17 protein-coding genes, 1 rRNA gene and 1 pseudogene are annotated in these 18983 nt (G+C 62.9%); 14 read left to right on the forward strand and 5 right to left on the reverse strand.

The window, feature by feature from the left end:
- The first annotated feature begins 72 nt into the window (after positions 1-72).
- A 5S ribosomal RNA gene (gene rrf, locus GV368_RS10185) occupies positions 73-187 on the forward strand.
- Positions 188-387: 200 nt separating this feature from the next.
- On the opposite strand, the gene GV368_RS10190 is transcribed toward rrf, so the two are convergent.
- Together GV368_RS10190 and ygfZ are read right to left on the reverse strand one after the other, a co-directional pair.
- Positions 388-1146 carry an NRDE family protein gene (locus tag GV368_RS10190; protein ID WP_169116440.1) on the reverse strand — a complete coding sequence of 253 codons (759 nt, stop codon included), beginning with the start codon at positions 1144-1146 and terminating at the stop codon, positions 388-390.
- 3 nt (positions 1147-1149) lie between these two features.
- On the reverse strand, positions 1150-2148 hold the full coding sequence (gene ygfZ / locus GV368_RS10195; RefSeq protein WP_169116441.1) for a CAF17-like 4Fe-4S cluster assembly/insertion protein YgfZ: 999 nt from the start codon (positions 2146-2148) through the stop codon (positions 1150-1152).
- A 244-nt stretch (positions 2149-2392) separates the two neighbouring features.
- On the opposite strand from ygfZ, the gene mltG reads away from it, so the two are divergent.
- From mltG to thrC, 9 genes are read left to right on the forward strand one after another with little or no spacing between them, the layout of a single operon-like run.
- Positions 2393-3415 carry an endolytic transglycosylase MltG gene (gene mltG, locus GV368_RS10200; protein ID WP_169116442.1) on the forward strand — a complete coding sequence of 341 codons (1023 nt, stop codon included), beginning with the start codon at positions 2393-2395 and terminating at the stop codon, positions 3413-3415.
- A complete protein-coding gene (gene tmk / locus GV368_RS10205) occupies positions 3412-4047 on the forward strand; it encodes a dTMP kinase (protein ID WP_169116443.1) in 636 nt (211 codons plus the stop codon). Before mltG ends, tmk begins: the two co-directional genes overlap by 4 nt.
- Positions 4035-5051 (forward strand): DNA polymerase III subunit delta', encoded by a 1017-nt coding sequence (locus GV368_RS10210; protein ID WP_169116444.1) that lies wholly within the window; start codon positions 4035-4037, stop codon positions 5049-5051. The genes tmk and GV368_RS10210 overlap by 13 nt, the downstream gene beginning before the upstream one ends.
- Complete coding sequence (locus GV368_RS10215; RefSeq protein ID WP_221928892.1) at positions 5048-5431, forward strand: PilZ domain-containing protein; 384 nt, start codon at positions 5048-5050, stop codon at positions 5429-5431. The genes GV368_RS10210 and GV368_RS10215 overlap by 4 nt, the downstream gene beginning before the upstream one ends.
- Before the next feature lie 9 nt (positions 5432-5440).
- Positions 5441-6226, forward strand: coding sequence for a TatD family hydrolase (locus tag GV368_RS10220; protein WP_142810492.1), 786 nt, complete (start codon positions 5441-5443; stop codon positions 6224-6226).
- 44 nt (positions 6227-6270) lie between these two features.
- The gene (locus GV368_RS10225) at positions 6271-6933 is read left to right on the forward strand and encodes an ankyrin repeat domain-containing protein (protein WP_169116445.1); all 663 of its coding nucleotides are present in this window, start codon (positions 6271-6273) and stop codon (positions 6931-6933) included.
- A gap of 27 nt (positions 6934-6960) precedes the next feature.
- Entirely contained in the window at positions 6961-8139 is a 1179-nt protein-coding gene (locus GV368_RS10230; RefSeq protein ID WP_169116446.1) for a M20 aminoacylase family protein, read from the forward strand.
- Positions 8136-10640, forward strand: coding sequence for an ABC transporter permease (locus GV368_RS10235; protein WP_142810498.1), 2505 nt, complete (start codon positions 8136-8138; stop codon positions 10638-10640). The genes GV368_RS10230 and GV368_RS10235 overlap by 4 nt, the downstream gene beginning before the upstream one ends.
- Positions 10641-10670: 30 nt before the next feature.
- Positions 10671-12101, forward strand: coding sequence for a threonine synthase (gene thrC, locus GV368_RS10240; protein ID WP_169116447.1), 1431 nt, complete (start codon positions 10671-10673; stop codon positions 12099-12101).
- 64 nt (positions 12102-12165) lie between these two features.
- Here the strand turns inward: thrC and nadC are convergent, their stop codons facing one another.
- A complete protein-coding gene (gene nadC, locus GV368_RS10245; protein WP_169116448.1) occupies positions 12166-13014 on the reverse strand; it encodes a carboxylating nicotinate-nucleotide diphosphorylase in 849 nt (282 codons plus the stop codon).
- Positions 13015-13067: 53 nt separating this feature from the next.
- Between nadC and GV368_RS10250 the strand changes: the two genes are divergently transcribed.
- Positions 13068-13745 (forward strand): M48 family metallopeptidase, encoded by a 678-nt coding sequence (locus GV368_RS10250; protein WP_169116449.1) that lies wholly within the window; start codon positions 13068-13070, stop codon positions 13743-13745.
- Between the two features lie 12 nt (positions 13746-13757).
- On the opposite strand, the gene GV368_RS10255 is transcribed toward GV368_RS10250, so the two are convergent.
- Positions 13758-14429 (reverse strand): OmpA family protein, encoded by a 672-nt coding sequence (locus GV368_RS10255; RefSeq protein ID WP_142805191.1) that lies wholly within the window; start codon positions 14427-14429, stop codon positions 13758-13760.
- Between the two features lie 38 nt (positions 14430-14467).
- Positions 14468-16264: a bifunctional isocitrate dehydrogenase kinase/phosphatase gene (gene aceK, locus GV368_RS10260; RefSeq protein ID WP_169116450.1), complete on the reverse strand. Its 1797-nt coding sequence runs from the start codon at positions 16262-16264 to the stop codon at positions 14468-14470.
- Positions 16265-16611: 347 nt separating this feature from the next.
- Here aceK and icd point away from each other — a divergent pair, with 347 nt between their 5' ends.
- The 3 genes and pseudogenes from icd to GV368_RS10275 all read left to right on the forward strand — a co-directional run.
- A complete protein-coding gene (icd, locus tag GV368_RS10265) occupies positions 16612-17856 on the forward strand; it encodes an NADP-dependent isocitrate dehydrogenase (RefSeq protein ID WP_142805193.1) in 1245 nt (414 codons plus the stop codon).
- A 160-nt stretch (positions 17857-18016) separates the two neighbouring features.
- Positions 18017-18271: a DUF4212 domain-containing protein gene (locus GV368_RS10270; RefSeq protein WP_116543469.1), complete on the forward strand. Its 255-nt coding sequence runs from the start codon at positions 18017-18019 to the stop codon at positions 18269-18271.
- A gap of 12 nt (positions 18272-18283) precedes the next feature.
- Positions 18284-18937, forward strand: a pseudogene (locus GV368_RS10275) (VC_2705 family sodium/solute symporter); the annotation flags it as partial.
- Positions 18938-18983 lie beyond the last annotated feature (46 nt).

The raw sequence follows: 18983 nt of genomic DNA on the forward strand, positions 1-18983 counted from the left end.
GTGCCATGCACCCCACCCCTCACACACACCCCCACCCAACACCCCCTTGCCCCGCTTGTTGCCCCGTCACTGTCTGACGCCCATGGCGCGCCGGCACCACGCCTTCCCATCCCGAACAGGACCGTGAAACGGCGCCGCGCCGATGATACTGGAGCTCCGCCTCCGGGAACGTAGGTCAGCGTCAGACATCCCCTATGCCGCACACAAAAACCCCCCTACCAAACGGTAGGGGGTTTTTGCGTCGACTCGATGCACACACCAAAAAACCCGCTGCCAGCGGGTTTTTTGGTTCGTTGCTCTGGGTCCCAAAAAGGAGCAGCCGCGCGTTCCCTTTATTCCCTGTCCGTTTCTGCGCTCTTGCTATGGTGAGTGCTTTCGGGGTTTGCGCTAAACACCGGGCAAATCGAAGCGTGCGCTAGAGGATGGATTCCCCGTTTCATCCCAGGTAATTTCCTCGACCTCCGTGTGCCCGTCGCGGTGCTGCAATACGAAGGTGCTACATCGGGTACCGTATCCCGGCGCCTGCACGAAGATGGCGGACAAAGCTCGTTCCCAGTCGGCAGGGATACCGGTATCGGGCAGAAGATCATCTGGGGCGTGCGAACGGTCAGTGAGGAGCGTGATCAGCCCTTCCTGCGTCGGTCGGGGAAAAATTGCTTTCTCCAGCAGGGTTCGGGCGCGTTCTGCTTTGGGCCAGGGGGTGTTGAGCAAAGCGTTCGAGAGGACGTGCAGGCCGGGAGAAATCGGCCCGATACGACCGGTACGCGATTCCAGGATCGCTGCTTCGTCACGGTCGATCACGATCAGGTTGAACGGTGGGTAATCGTTCTTATGCTCCGCGATACGTTCGAGCACGTCCACGGGGGGGTCGTCGGCCATTGCCGCGGCCACGACGAGCCGACCGCGGCTGGGAGCTCCGGCCCGGTGTTGCGTCGGGTCCCGGTAGTTGGTCAGCGCAGCCAACCGGCCGGTACGGCTGAGCGCTAGCCAAGTTCCTCCACCCGTGAGGTCTCGACCGGCAAGGAGCGGTAGGTCCGGCCACCAGTGCATGGGTTCGGCCGGGCGATCGAAGTATTCGTCGCGGTTGGCGGCAAGGATGAGGGAATACTCCGGATGTACTTGCCAGGCGAAGGCGATGAGGCACATGGTTCAATCCAGTGAATAGGGGAGCGACAGGATTTCAGCCTGTGCGCCTTCGGGTGATCCGAGATGCACTTCACCCGATTCAGCCGCTTCGCGTTGGAGTACGGCGAGCAGCTCGAACCCACCTTCGGGGCGGAGCGCCGAAAGCACGACGCGTCCAGCCCCTTGTCGCCCAAAGACTGGAGAAAAGCACTCGTCTCCCGCCTGCGGGGGCGAGCCTTCGGCAGTACCGAGTCGGTACATACGCTTCTTGACGCGCCCGAGATAGTGTGTGCGCGTTACGATTTCTTGTCCGGGATAGCAGCCTTTGGTGAAGCTCACTGCGCCGAGGCGATCCAAGTTGATCCATTGTGGCAGAAATTCTTCCTGGTTGACGGGAAGCAACCACGGTAGGCCGTGGCGTATGAGTGCAAGGCGCCAGTGAACGGTGCCGCCGGGAGCGTACCGTTCGGTGAGTCGGGTGGTGAAATGCTCCGGGGCTTCCTGTGCGGGGAGGAAATCGAGTACGAAGTCGGGCCCCAGATGGAGAAAACGGCGCTCACCGACCGTTTCCAGCACGGGCGGCAGGAATGGCGCCTGCGGAGTGAGGGAGGGGAGTCGGGCCAGGGTGACCAACCCGTCTTCGTATGTGAAGTCGACTTTGCTGCGCAATCGGTAACGAAGGAGTGTGGTGCGCAATGGTTCGACGAGCGATGCCTCGAGTATCAAAAAGAAGCGTTCCGCCGCGTCTCGCCATAGGAGCACGAGGGCTAGGGTTCGTCCTTTGGGGGTTAGCAGCGCTGCCCAGCGTGCTTCGCCGCCGATGGAGAGGGATTTTATGTCTTGGGTCAGGAGGTTGTGCAGTAGGCTGGCGGCATCTGGACCTTCTGCGCGCAGTACGGCCAGGTTGGGTAACGGCACGATGTACGGTGGTTGCGCCGCTGCATTCGGTGGGATCGACTCGTCCGCTTCGATTCGGTAACCCAGATCGATGAGGTGTGTGAAGAACGTGCTGGGGATGGGCATGGGGAACGGCGTGTATGTGGGTTTGTCGTGTGTACATTATAGGGCGCTCCGAATAACCTACTGCGCGGCCGTATGCCGGGGTGGCGTGGTGCTTGCTTGCTCACCTATCGAGGAGGTATGTCCGGCATCCTGCGTTCCCGGCACCTTGCCCTGCATTCGCTCGCTACGGTTTTTCGTGGTGCCCCTATAAAATCGTGATTGTTACTTTGTGCCGGGCGCACGGCGTGGCTTTGGAGTCGGGAACATGACTGTGGAAAAAGGTGGCAGAAGGCGTTGGCTCTGGGGTGGGCTCCTTGCCTTTGCCGTTCTTTTTGCCGTGGTGGCGGCGACTGCATGGTGGGTTTACGTGCGACCTTTGCCGCTGGCTGCCTCCTCGCTGGAAGTGGAGGTGCCGCGCGGCGCATCCGCTTTGGAGGCAGGGCGTCATCTGGCGCGCCAGGGAGTCGGTGTGGAGCCGTATGCCTTCTATCTTCTGGCGCGCTTTTCTCGGGGAGGGCCGATCATTGCGGGCTATTATCGAGTGGAGCATGGGCTGACGATGTCGGCCTTGCTCGACTTGCTGCGCCGAGGTGAGCGTATCCTGGAGACTATCACCATCGTCGAGGGCTGGACGTTGGCCCAGATGCGCAGTGCGATCGATCGCCATCCCTGGGTGGAAAAAACCTTGGTCGGCGTGGACGAGCAGACTTTACTTTCCGCGATTGGTGCGGAAGAAGCCTTGCCCGAAGGGCTCTTCTTCCCCGATACCTATGTGTTCGATCGCAAGACTACGGATTTGGTGCTCTACCGCATGGCATATCGTAAGATGCAAGAGGAGCTGTTGGCGGCGTGGCAGGCGCGTGATCCGGAGTTGCCGCTGGCTTCGCCCTATGAGCTGCTCATCCTGGCGTCCATCATCGAAAAAGAGACGGGGAGGTCGGACGAGCGGGGCAAGGTGGCTTCGGTCTTCGTCAACCGCTTGCGCCGCAACATGCCGCTGCAGACCGATCCGACCGTGATCTACGGTATGGGCGATTCATTCGAAGGGAAATTGTTGCGACGCCATCTTCGGGAGGATCATTCCTACAATACCTATACTCGCGGTGGTTTGCCTCCTTCGCCCATTTGTCTCCCGGGGCGAGAGTCACTGTGGGCGGCGGCAAGGCCGGAAAAGACCGATTTCTTTTATTTCGTGGCGCGCGGCGATGGGTCGAGCGAGTTTTCGCGTACGCTCGAAGAGCACAACCGCGCGGTGGCCCGCTGGCGGAGAGGACGGAGCGCACCATGAGGGAATCCGTGGCGCGCGTACCTTTCATCACGTTCGAGGGAATCGACGGGGCGGGGAAGTCTACCCAGATCGAGGCCTTGTGCCTATTTTTGCAGCAGCGAGGCACGTCTTTCGAGCGCACGCGTGAGCCGGGTGGCACGCCGCTCGGTGAGCGTTTGCGCGAGGTGGTTCTGTCGGAATCGATGACCCCGGAGACCGAGCTCCTAGTAATGTTCGCTGCTCGCTACGAGCATCTCCATGCGCGGATCTTACCGGCGCTCTCGGCTGGACGTTGGGTGGTCTGTGATCGCTTCGCCGATGCTTCTTATGCCTATCAGGTGGGGGGGCGAGGTGTAGACGCGGGGCGGTTTACCCTCATCGAGCGCTGGGTGCTGGGGGGAGTACGCCCGGATCTGACTTTTCTCTTCGATCTCGACCCGGCCGTGGCAGCTAGGCGGCTCGCCCAGACCGGGGCGCGAGGTCGTGACCGTTTCGAGCGGCTCGACGAGACGTTTTTTGCCCGGGTGCGTGCTGCTTATCTCGAACGGGCGGGACGCGAGCCGCAACGTTTCGTCGTGCTCGATGCGACCGATTCGCCCGAGGTGTTGTCGCGACGAGTGATTGCAGAGGTGCAACATCGATGGCCGCGTTGATGCCTTGGCTCGAACCGTTCTATCGTCGTTTCGTGGCGGCGATGCGGGGCGGTCAAGCGCCTCAGGCGCTCATTCTCGGCGGACCGGCCGGGGTGGGCAAGCAGCGCCTAGCGGAAGTGCTTGGCGCTCGCTGGTTGTGTGAGCGGAAGCCCGAGTCGGGGGATGCGCCCTGTGGTCAGTGCCGCGCTTGTCGCCTGCTGCTGGCCGGCGGGCACCCACGGTCCTGGCGGCTCGTGCCTGCTGTCGAAGAGGGGAACGAAGGCAGACAGATCACGATCGAACGGATCCGGGAGGTGCAAGAAGGTTTGAGCTTGGCCGAAACCGGGCGGCGGGTGGTGACGATCATGCCGGCGGAGGCAATGAACCGGTTCACCGCCAATGCCTTACTCAAGGTCTTGGAGGAGCCCCCGGCAGAGGTATTATTTTTATTGGTGACGGATGTCCCGCAAGCCTTGCTGCCGACGGTGCGGAGTCGCTGCCAGCTTTGGTGGATCGTGCCGCCATCGCGGGAGGTAGCGCTGCTCTGGCTCCAGACCCAAAAGGACGGAGATCAGGCCGTGAGTCTGCTCGATCTTGCCGGTGGGGCGCCACTGGCCGCCTTGCGTTGGGCACGCGCAGGCTGGGGAGAGTGGTTCGAACGGTTTCTCGGTGAGGTCGGGGGAGCGGCGCCGCAGGCACCTCTGGTCTGGGCGGCGGGGCTGGAGTCCTGGCTCAAGTCGAAGGAGACTCGGGACAGCGGCTTCGATCTGGATGCGTGGATGGATTGGTGGTTGCGCTGGTTGCACGATTTGGCTCGAATCGCGGCTGGCGCCAAGGCATGTTATTTTCCTCGCTCCGAGGCGCGGTTGCGCGCTCTCGCGCGACACGCTTCTTTGCGTGCATGGATCGCATTGGAAACCAGGGTCAGGGCGCGTGCGCAATGGGTGCGACATCCGCTCAACTTACGCCTCTATCTCGAGGAAGTTTTGACGGCTTACGCCGAAACGCTTGGAGCGAAACGATGATGCAGGAGAATGGACCGCGTACCGATGGACCGAATACCGAGGTCAGACCCACGGTCTTGTCGCTGAACGTGGCCAACGTCAGTGCCTTGTACGCGGCTTTCATGCCTTTTTTGCGGCGTGGTGGCGTGTTCGTGCCGACGACCAAGCACTACGATCTGGGAGACGAGGTATTTCTTTTGCTGCAATTGCCCGACGAGACCGAGCGTTTTTCGGTGTCTGGCTCGGTGGTGTGGATCACTCCCTCGGGGGTTCCCGGCAACCGGGTGCAAGGAATCGGCGTGCATTTCGCCGAATCGGAGTCCTCTGAGCAGTTGCGCGTGCGTATCGAGCGCAAGCTGGGTGCTTTGCTCGGCTCTGGCCGTACCACACATACTTTGTAAAGGGAAGCGATGTCCTTTCTGGTCGATTCGCATTGTCATCTCGATTTTCCTGGGCTGGCCGAACGTCTGCCGGAAGTGCTGGCGAACATGGATGCGCTCGGTGTGGGCTGGGCCTTGTGCATTGGTGTGACCCTGGAGGATTTTCCCAAGGTCTTGACGGTCGCGCGCAGCGACGATCGGCTGTGGGCGAGCGTCGGCGTGCATCCCGATCACGAAGGGGGTGAGGAGCCGACGCTGGAGCGACTCGTCGAGCTCGCGGCCGATTCCAAGGTCATCGGCATCGGGGAGACGGGGCTAGACTATTATCGGCTCACCGATCGTCCCGAGTGGCAGCGCGAGCGCTTTCGTACCCATCTGCGGGCGGCGCGTGCCTGCGGCAAGCCGGTCATCGTACACACACGCGCCGCGGCCGAAGATACCCTGATGATCCTGCGCGAGGAAGGGGTCGAGGCCGTCGGCGGAGTGATGCACTGCTTCACCGAATCGCTCGAGGTGGCACGCGCGGCGCTCGATTTGGGGATGTATATTTCCTTTTCCGGCATTCTCACTTTCAAGAACGCCGCGGCGCTGCGCGAAGTGGCCGCGTACGTTCCCGAGGATCGCATCCTCGTGGAGACCGATGCACCGTATCTCGCGCCGGTGCCGCATCGAGGCAAGACGAACGAGCCGGCTTACGTGCGTTTCGTGGCCGAGTGCCTCGCCCAGGTGCGCGGCGTGTCGTTCGAGCGCATCGCTGAGCGCACCACCGAGAATTTTTTCCGCCTCTTTTTCGGGACAAGGAACTCTGCCCAATGAGCGATACTTCGAGAAAATATTTCATGGCCATGACGAGCCCGAGGATGATGGTTCTGGCCTTTGTTTTGAGCTGGGGCATCACCGCGGCTCGGGCGTCCGACCTCGTCGAGGACACCGAGTTCGCCGTACAAAACGGCGACACGGCCACGATGCAGAAACTCCTCGCCAAAGGGATCGATCCGAACACCACCGATGCACAGGGGAATCCGCTCTTGAGCCTTGCTGCTGCCAATGGCGACGAAGCGATGGTGGAGCTGCTGCTGCGAGCGGGCGCTTCTCCCAATCGGCGCAACCTCCTCGGGGAGACGCCTGCGATGAGGGCAGCCCTCAAAGGAAACGCCAAAGTGTTGCAGCGTTTGATCGACGCCGGCGCCATCATCGACCACGCGGGCTGGACGCCTTTGCATTATGCGGCGCTCGGGGGGAATGTGGAGTGTGTCGAAGTTCTGCTGCGTGCCAAGGCCGACGTGAATGCCCCCGCGCCCAACGGGAGCACGGCCTTGATGTTGGCGGCACGCAATGGTCACGTGGACGTGGTCAAGCGTTTGCTCGCTGCTGGAGCGGACACCGAGAGACGCAACGAGGATGGGCGCACGGCAGTGATCTGGGCGCTCGAGAAACGGCAGACCGAAGCGGCCGAGCTCATCGAGAATGCTCGACGTGCCAAGGGTTTGCCGCCAACCAAGGTGCAGCTCGTGATCGAGTGAAGGGGTTCTCGAGACTGAGAGGGGGCGATGGAGGCAAGACGATGGTTGGTGCGGGCGCAGTCCCGCGAACGGGTGTGGCGTGAATGGCGGCACGAGTTGCACGCACATCCGGAGCTGGCTTACGAGGAACGGCGTACCGCTGCTTTCGTCGCCGAACGTTTGCGCTCCTTCGGGCTCGATCCGGTCGAAGGTTTGGCGGAGACGGGGGTGGTCGCGGTGCTCGAGGGGCGAAGGGGCGAGGGGCCGATGATCGCACTGCGTGCCGACATGGATGCACTGCCCATCCCCGAGGCCAATACCTTTGCGCATGCTTCGCGCGAGCCGGGCAAAATGCATGCATGCGGCCATGACGGTCATACGGCCATGCTCCTTGCCGCTGCGGAATTGCTCGCTGCTGATCCGGCGTTTGCAGGGACCGTGGTTTTCGTTTTCCAGCCCGCAGAAGAGGGGGGAGGAGGGGCGAAGCGCATGGTCGAAGAGGGATTCTTCGAGCGCTATCCCGTGCGCGAGATCTATGGCATGCACAACTGGCCAGGATTGCCGGTGGGTCAATTCGCAGTGCACTCCGGTCCGGTGATGGCCGGTACCGAGCGTTTTCGCATCGTCTTGCGCGGACGCGGAACGCATGCAGCCATGCCGCATTTGGGTGATGACGTCATCGCCGCAGGGGCGGCGCTCGTGCAGTCCTTGCAGACGGTGGTGAGCCGTCGGGTGGATCCGCTGCAGGCGGCGGTGTTGTCGGTGACGCAATTCCATGCCGGGCATGCCTTCAACGTGATCCCCGCGGAGGCGGAGCTCGCCGGGACCGTGCGCGCCTTCTCTCCGGAGCTTTTCTCCCGCATCGGCGAGGCGATCGAGCGCATCGGGCAGGGGGTGGCATCGGCTTACGGCCTTTCTTTGGACGTCGAGTGGGACGAAGGTTATCCACCCACGATCAATACTGCTTCTGCGGCGGCCCGCTGCGCCGAGGCCGCAGTGGCGCTCGTCGGGGCGCAGAACGTGTGCCGTGAAGCGCCGCCGTCGATGGGCGCGGAGGATTTCGCTTTCTTTTTGCAACACCGCCCCGGGGCCTATGTCTGGATCGGCAACGGTCCGGGCGAGGGAGGGTGCCTCTTGCATAGTCCTCATTACGACTTCAACGACGAACTCTTGTCTTTGGGAGCGGCCTATTGGGCCACGCTCGTCACCCATGTGCTCTCGGCATGAGTAGGCGAGTCACACTACACCTGCTGCGGCGGGATCTGCGTACGCCGGCGTTTGCCGCTATCATTGCGGCGCTGGCTCTCGCCGTGGCTGCCGTGGGCAGCGTTCTGTGGCTCAACGATCGCCTGGGACGTGCGTTGCTGCAGGAAGCGGGAGCTTGGCTCGGCGCCGATGCCATGATCACCGCCAATCGCCCCTTGCGAGCCGAGCTTCTTGCTTGGCTCGAGGAATATCCTGAGATCGAGCAGGCCCAGAGCGTGGCCATGGCATCGATCCTGCGCGTGGGCGAGCGCTGGCAATTGTCTTCTCTGCGGGCCATTCCTCCTCGTTATCCCCTGCGTGGGCAGTTCGTGCTGAGGCGTAGCGCCGAGGGGGGACGGGAAGAAACTTTACAAGGGGGTCCGGCACCAGGAGAGGTGTGGGTCGATGAGTCGCTCGCCGGGCTACTCGGCGTCGGTCCCGGCGACGAGGTCCGGGTGGGGCGCCTCTCCTTGCGCGTCTCTGCCATCGTGCGCCTCAATCCGGAACATGGGGGAAATTTTCTCGATCTGTTGCCCGAATCCTGGATCAGCCTCGCCGACTTGCCGGCTAGTGGTCTCCTCGGGCCTGGCGTGCGGGCTCAGTGGCGTGTTCATTTGAGTGGCCCCGAGTCGGTGCTACGTCGCGTGGCACGAGAGGCAACGGCGCGTTTGACCAAGGGTGAGGAGTTCGTCTCGCTCGAAGACGCTCAGCCGGCAGTGAAGACTTTACTCGAGCAGACGCAGCGTTTCCTACGTCTGGCGGTGTTGGCGGCGACGGCTCTCGCCGCCGTCGCCGTGGGACTGGCAACTCGCCGCTTCGTGCGCGATCGGCTCGATACCGCCGCCTTGCTGCGTTGTTTGGGGGCGAGCCGTTACCGGGTGGCGGCGATCGTGCTCGGAGAGTTCGCCGCAGCGATCGTGCTCGCTCTCCTGCTCGGGGCAGTGCTGGGATTACTCGCGCAGCAGGGGTTCGCTTCGCTCGCTGCACGGGTGATGGAGACTTCCAGTCTTCCCGCGCTGCGGTGGTGGGCTGCGTGGCCGGCTGCTCTGCTCGCCCTCCTGCTCGCCTTCGGATTTGCCGTGCCTCAGCTCGTGGCGCTCGCGCAGGTGACACCGCTAGCCGTACTGCGGCGCAACCTGGGGGGCTGGCGTGGTGGAGTGCTCGCTACGGCTGCGTGTGGTGCGTTCGCACTTTTTGCGCTCACGGTCTTGCTCGCGGGCGAGGTGCGATTGGCTGTCGGTGTCTTTGGTGGATTGATTCTGGGCTTCGTCCTGCTGCTGGGCGTGGGATCGGCCGGGTTTGCGGCCTTCAGGCGTTTTTCTGAGGGGGCGGTGGTTCCGCTGCGGCTCGCCTGGCGAGCGCTCGGCAACCAGAAAGGGCTTGCCGCCCTGCAGGCCAGTGCGCTTGCTTTGGGCTTGGCAGCGTTGTGGCTGTTGGCCATCGTTCGTGGCGACCTGTTGGAATCCTGGCGTTTCAGAATTCCTCCGGATGCGTCCAATCGTTTTCTCCTCAACGTGCAGGCCGATCAGGTGGAAGGGGTGCGTGCCTCGTTTGTCGAGGCGGGGTTCGACGAGCCGCGTTTCTGGCCCATGGTGGGGGGCGCCCGCTTGGTTGCGATCGATGCAGTGCCGGTGAGCGACGAGTCTTTCACGGACGCGCGCGCGCAGCGGTTGATGCGGCGAGAATTCAACTTGAGCCATGGGCTGACCTTGCCCGAAGACAACCGCGTGGTGGCCGGGCGCTGGCACGGTGAGCCCGGCGCGCCGGAGAACGCGCTTTCGGTCGAGGAGAGTCTGGCTCAGACCTTCGGCCTGCAGTTGGGGAGCCGCTTGCGTTTCGTCATCGACCTGCAGGAGGTCGAGGGCGTCGTAACCAGCATCCGGCGACTGCGTTGGGAGTCGATGAACGTCAATTTCTTCATCATTACCCATCCGTCTCTGCTTGAATCATTCCCTGCCTCTTGGCTGACGAGCTACCGCTTGCCGCCAGGCCGGGAAGCGTTCGAGCGGACTTTGCTCGAGCGTTTTCCCAACGTCACCGTGATCGATGTCGGTCGCATCCGCGAGCAGTTCGAACGCATGAGCGACCAGGTGGCTGCGCTGTTGCAGGCGGTATTTTCTTTCACCTTGGGGACGGGCGCGCTGGTGTTGGCGGTAGGCTGGATGCTGGGACAGGAGGAGCGGCTCCAGCGTGTGGCCATCCTGCGGGCGTTGGGGGCGCGGCGCCGACAGATTCTCGCCACGCTCGCGCTCGAGTTCGCCACGCTCGGTGCTGTGGGGGCGCTGGTTTCGGTCGTTTTGAGCGCGGGGGTAGGTCTGTGGCTCGCGGCTTCGGTCTTCCGCCTGGAAGTGGCGCTCAGCTGGGGGGTGCTCGCCGCAGCGGGGGGGCTTGCCGTACTTGGGGTGGTCGCCGTAGGAATGGCCACCGTGCAGCCACTGCTGCGTCGCCCGCCCCTCGAGGCTCTGCGCGCGAGCGTCGTATAATCGCGGCTATCGTTCGATCTCGAGGTGGCCGTGGAGTACTTGTCGACGCGTGGGCAGGCGCCCGTACTAAAGTTTTCCGACATCTTGCTGGAAGGGCTCGCCGCCGACGGCGGGCTCTACGTGCCGGCGCAGTATCCCCACATTGCTTCCGCGGAGCTCGCGCGCCTGTCGCGCCTGCCTTATGGGGAACTCGCCTGGGAGCTGCTGCGTCGTTACATCGACGATATCGCCGAGGACGAGCTCGCCCGGTTGGTGGTGCGCACCTACACCGCAACGCGCTACCCCTTCGCCCGTCATCCGGCGCGCGCCGCGCGCATCACGCCGCTCACCTGGTTGGAAGAGAGGCGTTTCGGGATCCTCGAGCTCTCCAATGGTCCCACGCTCGCCTTCAAGGACATGGCCCTGCAGCTGCTGGGCGAGCTCTTCGAGCATGTGCTCGAGCGCCGCGATGAGCGCTTGAACATCCTTGGTGCCACTTCGGGCGATACCGGCTCGGCCGCCGAATACGCCATGCGTGGGCGCGAGCGCGTGCAGGTCTTCATGCTCTCGCCGGCCGGGCGCATGAGCCCGTTTCAGCGCGCGCAGATGTATTCGCTGCAGGAACCGAACATCCACAACCTCGCCGTCGAGGGGACCTTCGACGATGCCCAGGACATCGTCAAGGCGGTGAGCCAGGATGCCGATTTCAAGCGCCGTCACCGCATCGGCGCGGTCAATTCGATCAACTGGGCGCGCATCGCCGCGCAGGTGGTCTATTACTTCGCCGGTTACTTCCAGGCAGTCGATCGTGTGGGCGAGCCGGTGGCTTTCGCCGTGCCCAGCGGCAACTTCGGCAACATCCTCGCCGGGCACATCGCCCGCCAGATGGGGCTACCCATCGGGCGCCTGATTTTGGCCACCAACGAGAACGACGTGCTCGACGAGTTCTTCCGCACCGGCGTCTATCGCCCGCGCGCATCGAGCGAGACGTTTGCCACGTCCAGCCCGTCGATGGACATCTCCAAGGCCTCGAACTTCGAGCGCTTCGTTTTCGATCTGGTTGGGCGCGATACGGAGGCGCTGCGCCGGCTGTGGCGGGCTCTGGAGACCCAGGGGCACTTCGATCTCGAGGGCACGCCGTATTGGGCGCGCTTGCCGGAATTCGGCTTCGTCTCCGGTCGCAGCACGCATGCCGACCGGCTCGCGGCCATCCGCGACGTCTGGACGCGCCACCGGGTGCTCATCGATCCGCACACGGCCGATGCGGTGACGGTGGCGCGGCGTGCCGGTATCGAGGACATGCCGGTGGTCGTCCTCGAGACGGCGCAGGCGGCGAAGTTTGCCGAGACGCTGCGCGAGGCAGTAGGATTCGAGCCGCCGCGCCCGGCCGAGCTCGCCGATCTGGAGCAGCGGCCGCAGCGCGTGATGCGCTTGCCGGCCGATGTGCAACAGGTGAAGGACTATATCGCGGCGCATGCCTGAGGGTGTGTAAATCGTTCCGGAGGGCGACCCCCTTGCCTGTGTGGGGGTCAGGTCCTCCGGAGGCTCAAGTTTCGAGCAGGCGCAAGGAGAGGTCGACGGCCCGCACGTCCTTGGTGAGCTTGCCCACCGAGATGCGGTCGACGCCCGTCTCGGCGATCGCCCGCACCCGGTCGAGGTCGACGCCGCCGGAGACTTCGAGCTCGGCGCGGCCGGCGTTGATCCACACGGCCTCCTTCATCTGCTCGAGCGTCATGTTGTCGAGCAGGATCATCTGCGCCCCGGCTTCCAGCGCCTCGGCGAGTTCGTCGAGCGTCTCTACCTCCACCTGGATGAAGGCGTGCGCCGCCTCCAGCGCTTGAGCCCGCGCGAGCGCCTGGCGGATGCCGCCGGCGGCGATGATGTGGTTCTCCTTGATGAGGATGCCGTCGTAGAGCCCCAGCCGGTGGTTGGTGCCGCCGCCCACGTGCACGGCGTATTTCTGCGCCAGACGCAAGCCCGGCACCGTCTTGCGTGTGTCGACGATGCGGGCCCGCGTGCCCTCGACCGCGCGCACGTAGGCGCGCGTGGTGGTGGCCGTACCGGAGAGCAGCTGCAGGAAGTTGAGTGCCGTGCGCTCGGCGGTGAGCAGCGCCCGGGCGTTTGCCTCCACTTCACACAGCGTTTGCTCGGGTGCGACTTCCGCTCCTTCGGCGGCGTGCCAAGTGAAACTTGCCGAAGGGTCGAGCACGCGCAGCGTCGCCTCGAACCAGGGTTGGCCGCACAGGATCGCCGCTTCCCGGCTGATGACGCGGGCGCGCACGCGCGCTTCGGCTTCGATCAGGCGAGCGGTGAGATCGCCCGTACCGACGTCCTCGGCGAGCGCCTGGGCGACGTTGCGCTGGACTTCGATGCGCAGGGCTTCGGTGAAGAGCATGATGACGACCTCGTAGGGTGGCGTGGACTGGGGCTATGGTAGCATCGCTGACCATGAAAGCCGAAACCGGATTCCTGGAGGTCGACGGGGAAGTCGTGGAGGTGCGGCGCAAGTCCATCCGCCACTGGCATCTTCGCGTCGTGCCGCCCGACGGACGTTTGCGCGTGTCCATCCCCTTGCATGCCGACGGGGAGGCGGTATCGGCCTGGATACGGGGAAAATTGGCTTGGGTGCAAAAACAGCGATCGCACTTGCGCCGAGCGTCGGCAGACCGGGCTTGGCTCTTCGGCGTACCCTATCCCCTGAGGATCGTTTCGGGCGGATCCGATGATGCGCCGGTTCTTTTCAGCGAACGGGAGGGGTTCCTGGTGCAGGGCGTCGGGAACCGGGAGAGCGCATGGAAGCTTTTGCGTGCCTGGCAAGGGGAACGGCTCGCAAGGTTTCTGGAATCGTTGGTGCCTCAGTGGCAAGAGCGGATGCAGGCTCCTTCCATTCGGTGGCGCATCCGTCCCTGCACATCCATTTGGGGAAGTTGCACCCGGGCCACGAGGCGTTTGACGTTCAACCTCTATCTGGCCGAGCGCCCGTCAGAGCTCATCGAATACGTGGTCGTCCACGAGCTCGCCCATCTGTTCCATGCGCACCACGGCCCGGCGTTCTGGGCCCTGGTGGCGCGCTACCTGCCGGATTGGCAACAGCGGCGTAGCGCGCTCAGACGGCCCCTGGGCTGAATCTTCGGCCGGTCAGCCTCGACCCTGCTGATCGACGATGGGCACGAGCAAAATCTCCACACGGCGGTTCTTGGCCCGACCCTCGGGGGTGCGGTTGTCGGCGATGGGTCGGGTAGCGCCGAATCCCACGGTCTGGATGCGATTGGTCGGCACGCCGCGCTGGATGAGGTAGCTCGCCACTGCCTGGGCGCGGTTTTCCGACAGCGTCTGGTTGAAGGCCGCCGAGCCGGTGGAGTCGGTGTGCCCTTCGATGCGCACGATGGTGTTCGGATACTGCTGCAGGCTCTGGGCGAGCTGGTCGAGCACGCCCATGAACTGCGGCTGCAGGGTGGCGCTACCCGTTTGGAACGTGATGGCCTCGGGGGCTTGCAGGCGGATCGTATCGCCCTGACGCTGGATTTCGACGCCGGTGCTGGCCATTTGGCGGCGCAGCTCCGCTTCCTGCTGGTCCATTTGTCGGCCGATGAGACCGCCTACGGTGGCGCCCACCGCGGCGCCGATGAGCGTGCCACCGGTTTTGGCATTGTCGCTGGCAACGGCCCTGCCGACTACGCCGCCTGCTACGGCGCCGATGGTGGCGCCGGTGGCGGCCTTCGCATGCTCGCCGCGGTAGGGGTTCTCGGCACAAGCCGTGAGCAGCACGGTGGCGCCGAGCAGGAGAAGGGGAAATCTCGTCTCGTTCATGGCAGTTCGTCCCGTTGGGATCGTTTCATCGCGCCTCATTATGGCATCTCGACGGCGGTTCGGGGTAACGAAGGCTTTCGCCGTTTCGGTGGGTAGAGATTGCAGAACCGTAACTCCTCGCCGTAGGGGAAGAAATCCTCCACCAACCCGGCGCGGATGCGTCGTTGTACTTCCTGCCAGAATTGGGGCGTGAGCAGGTCACGGTGGTATTTGAGGAAGGCTTTGCGGATGCGCGGATCGCCCAGGAGGAAGGTGGCGAACTCTTCGGGAAAGACGTCGAGCGGCCCGGCGCTGTACCAGGCTTCGCTCGAGAACTCCATCTCGGGATAGGGCGCCAGCGGGATGGCGCGGAAATTGACGTCGGTCATGTACTCGATCTCGTCGTAGTCGTAGAACACGACGCGACCGTAGCGGGTGATGCCGAAGTTCTTCCATAGCATGTCGCCGGGGAAGATGTTGGCGATGGCCATCTCGCGGATTGCATTGCCGTATTCGCGCACCGCATGTTCGAGCGTCTCCTCGTCGGCATTTTCTAGATGCAGATTGAGCGGTGTCATGCGCCGTTCGATGTAAAGATGTTTGATCACGATCTGGTCGCCCTCGATCTCGAAGGAGGAGGAGGCCACTGTACGCAGCTCTTCGAGCAGCTCCGGCGAGAAACGAGCCAACGGCAGGGCCACCTGGGAGAATTCCAAAGTGTCGGCCATGCGACCGACCCGGTCGACGCGCTTGACCATGAGATATTTCTGCCGCACCGTTTCGCGGTCGATGTTCTTGCTGCTGCCGAAGACGTCCTTGATGATCTTGAAGACGTAAGGGAAAGAGGGTAGGGTGAAGACGAGCATCACCATCCCCTTGATGCCGGGGGCGATGATGAAGTGGTCGTTCGAGTGGCGCAGATGGGCGATGAGATCGCGGAAGAACATTGTCTTACCCTGCTTGCCCAGCCCCAGCATGGTGTAGAGCTCGGAGCGTGGTTTGTTGGGCATGATGGAACGCAGGAAATTGACATAGCCCGAAGGCACTTCCATGTCGACGAGGAAGTAGGCGCGCGACAGCGAAAAGAGCACCGAGATGCGCCAGGCTTCGAGCAGGATGGCGTCGACCACCAGCATGCCCGATTTGCCGTGGCGCACGGCCACCGCGAAGGGGTATTCCTGGTGCCCATTGATCGCCTTGCCGATGACGTAGGCGGTCTTGTTGCGGTAGAAAGCAGAGTAGAGCACCTGGATTTGCGCGTTGACTTCGGGTGCCGGCCAGCGTCCGCCCAGATGGCGTTTGACGGTGCGCAGGATATGGACGACGTCGCGGTCCAGATGCTCGAAAGGCCGTTGCCAGTCGAAATCTTCGAGGATGCGCCGGATGGTGCGTCGCAGCCCCTCTTCCTTGGGATAGTAACTGGTATAGACGGGCGGGTAGGATTCGATGTATTCAGTGGAGATCGCCGGGCGGGCGAAAATGTATTGATTGTTGAAGTAGCTGCGATGCAGGATTTTCGTCGTCACCGAATTGAAGAAGGTCTCGGCGAGTTCCGGTTGCTTGTGTTCGAGCAAATGGCCGATATAGTGCAGCTTCACTTGCTGCCAGATCGCATCGTCGAGGTTGGCGATGTCGAACGCGCGGCGCAGGCGCTCGACGGTCTCCTCGACGCGCCGATCGTAGAATTCCACGCGCTCTCGTACCGCTTCGAGCAACTTGGACCAGTCTCCGGCTTCGAACAGTTCTTTTGCTCGTCCCGAGGTGGCGCGGAAGATTCGATAATGACGATCAAACCCTTCGATCATCATCTGGGCCATGGTCTCGGCGATACGTTCGGGCGGCAGAGGGTACTGCATCGCGTCTACTCCTCGTCTTGGAAGGATGACAACGGGATGTCTCGAAAAATCGCCGCGAGCCTTCATGGGGCAGGGCAGCGTGAGTGCGTGGGATGCGATCCCGGTCGAATCGACGCACGGGCATCCGGTCATCACACCCCGCCGTGCGGCCGCGCGGGTCGTTGTTCGAAGTGCTCGATGATACCTTGCGGCGGAGGGGGCTGGGGGGCGGCGTTCTTTCGGATCGTGGAATTTTATTGGATAATACGAAACGGTGGCGCCCTGGGGCGCTGGAAGATGCGGGGCGGAGGCTGCGGGTGAGCTGCGGCCGTCGCATGCCCGCGATGATGACATCAGGGAGAATGACCGTGAGCGAGTCCAAGATCGAGGTACCTGCGGGTGGCCAGAAAATCGTATTGGGGCAGCCCATCCCCGACAATCCCATCGTGCCTTACATCGAAGGCGATGGCATCGGGATCGACATTACACCGGTGATGATCAAGGTCATCGACGCGGCCGTCGAGAAAGCCTATGGTGGCAAGCGCAAGATCCACTGGATGGAAGTCTACGCCGGCGAGAAAGCCACGCGCGTCTATGGGCCCGACCAGTGGTTGCCGGAAGAAACGCTCGCGGCGCTCAAGGAATTCGCCGTTTCCATCAAGGGGCCGATGACCACGCCGGTGGGCGGCGGCATCCGCTCGCTCAACGTGGCGCTGCGCCAGGAGATGGATCTCTATCAATGCATCCGTCCGGTGCGCTACTTCAACGGCGTGCCTTCGCCGGTCAAGCGTCCCGAGCTCGTCGACATGGTGATCTTCCGTGAGAATACGGAGGACATCTACGCCGGCATCGAATGGCCGGCCCAGTCCGACGGTGCGCGCAAGGTGATCGACTTCCTGCAGAACGAAATGGGCGTGAAGAAGATCCGTTTCCCCGAAACCTCGGGAATCGGGATCAAGCCCGTGTCGATCGAGGGCACCACACGCCTGGTGCGCGCGGCGATCCAGTACGCCATCGACAACGACCGCAAGTCGGTGACCCTCGTGCACAAGGGCAACATCATGAAGTTCACCGAAGGGCTCTTCCGTGACGTGGGCTACCGCGTGGCGCAGGAGCAGTTCGGCGCCCAGCCGATCGATGGCGGCCCATGGTGCAAGTTCACCAACCCGAAAACGGGGCGCGAGATCGTGGTCAAGGACGCGATCGCCGACGCCTTCCTGCAGCAGATCCTGCTGCGTCCGGCCGAATACGACGTGATCGCCACGCTCAATCTCAACGGCGACTACATTTCGGACGCGCTGGCGGCGCAGGTGGGCGGCATCGGCATCGCCCCGGGGGCGAACGTCGGCGACCTGTACGCCGTGTTCGAAGCCACGCACGGCACGGCGCCGAAGTACGCCGGCCTCGACAAGGTGAACCCCGGCTCGCTCATCCTCTCGGCCGAAATGATGCTGCGCTTCTTCGACTGGAAAGAAGCGGCGGATCTGGTCATCAAGGCGATGGAGCGTACCATCCAAGACAAGATCGTCACGTACGACTTCGCCCGGCTCATGGAAGGAGCCACCGAAGTGAGCTGTTCTGGCTTCGGCGAGGCGATGATCGCCCGCATGTGATCCTGGCTTCGTGTGCAGCACAGAAGAAAACCCGCCGCAAGGCGGGTTTTTTCTGTAAGTTCTATGTAAGCGGATATTTATACGATTAATAGGGCCAGGGTGGCATCGATGCCCGGGCTCGACACTCTTTTGCTACCGAAGAGGATGAAGGAGATGGAAAATGAATAAATCGCCGCAAGCTTACTGGTCGGCGACCCTGCGATTGATCTCGATCGTCCTGGTCGTCTGGTTCATCGTGTCTTACCTCGCGGGAATCATCCTTGCGCCCGCGCTCAACTCGATCCATCTCGGCGGCTATCCGCTCGGGTTCTGGTTCGCCCATCAAGGATCGATGTACGTCTTCGTCGCATTGATCTTCTACTACGCCTACGCGATGGACAAGATCGATCGCGAATTCGACGTGCACGAAGAATAAGGAGCGACGATCATGTCCGTGCAAGCTTGGATTTACTTGATGGTGGGACTGTCGTTCTCGCTGTACATCGGCATTGCGATTTGGAGCCGGGCGGGATCGACGGCCGAGTACTATGTCGCCGGAGGCCAGGTCAATCCCGTGATGAACGGCATGGCCACTGCCGCCGACTGGATGAGCGCCGCTTCGTTCATCTCCATGGCCGGCATCATTTCGACCATGGGCTATGGTGGAGCCTTGTTCCTCATGGGCTGGACCGGGGGCTACGTGTTGCTGGCGATGCTGCTTGCTCCCTACCTGCGCAAGTTCGGCAAATTTACGGTGCCGCAGTTCATCGGCGACCGGTTTTATTCGAAGAGCGCAGCGGTGGTGGCGGTGATCTGCCTGTTGGTGGCCTCGATCACCTACATCATCGGCCAGATGACCGGCGTCGGCGTGGCTTTTTCGCGCTTCCTCAACGTGTCGAACGAAGTCGGTATCTACGTCGGGATGGCGATCGTCTTCATGTACGCCGTGTTCGGCGGCATGAAAGGGATCACCTACACCCAGGTGGCCCAGTATGTCGTGCTGATCATCGCCTACACGGTTCCAGCGATCTTCATCTCGCTGATGCTCACCGGCAATCCGATCCCACAGCTCGGTCTTGGCTCCAAGCTCGCTGGCAGTGATCTGTAGGGCACCTCGAAAAACCCCTCCCTCCTCGCCTCTGATAAAA

Origin of the sequence: Tepidiphilus baoligensis, from assembly GCF_012911495.1 — a bacterium.
GTDB classification, from domain to species: domain Bacteria; phylum Pseudomonadota; class Gammaproteobacteria; order Burkholderiales; family Rhodocyclaceae; genus Tepidiphilus; species Tepidiphilus olei.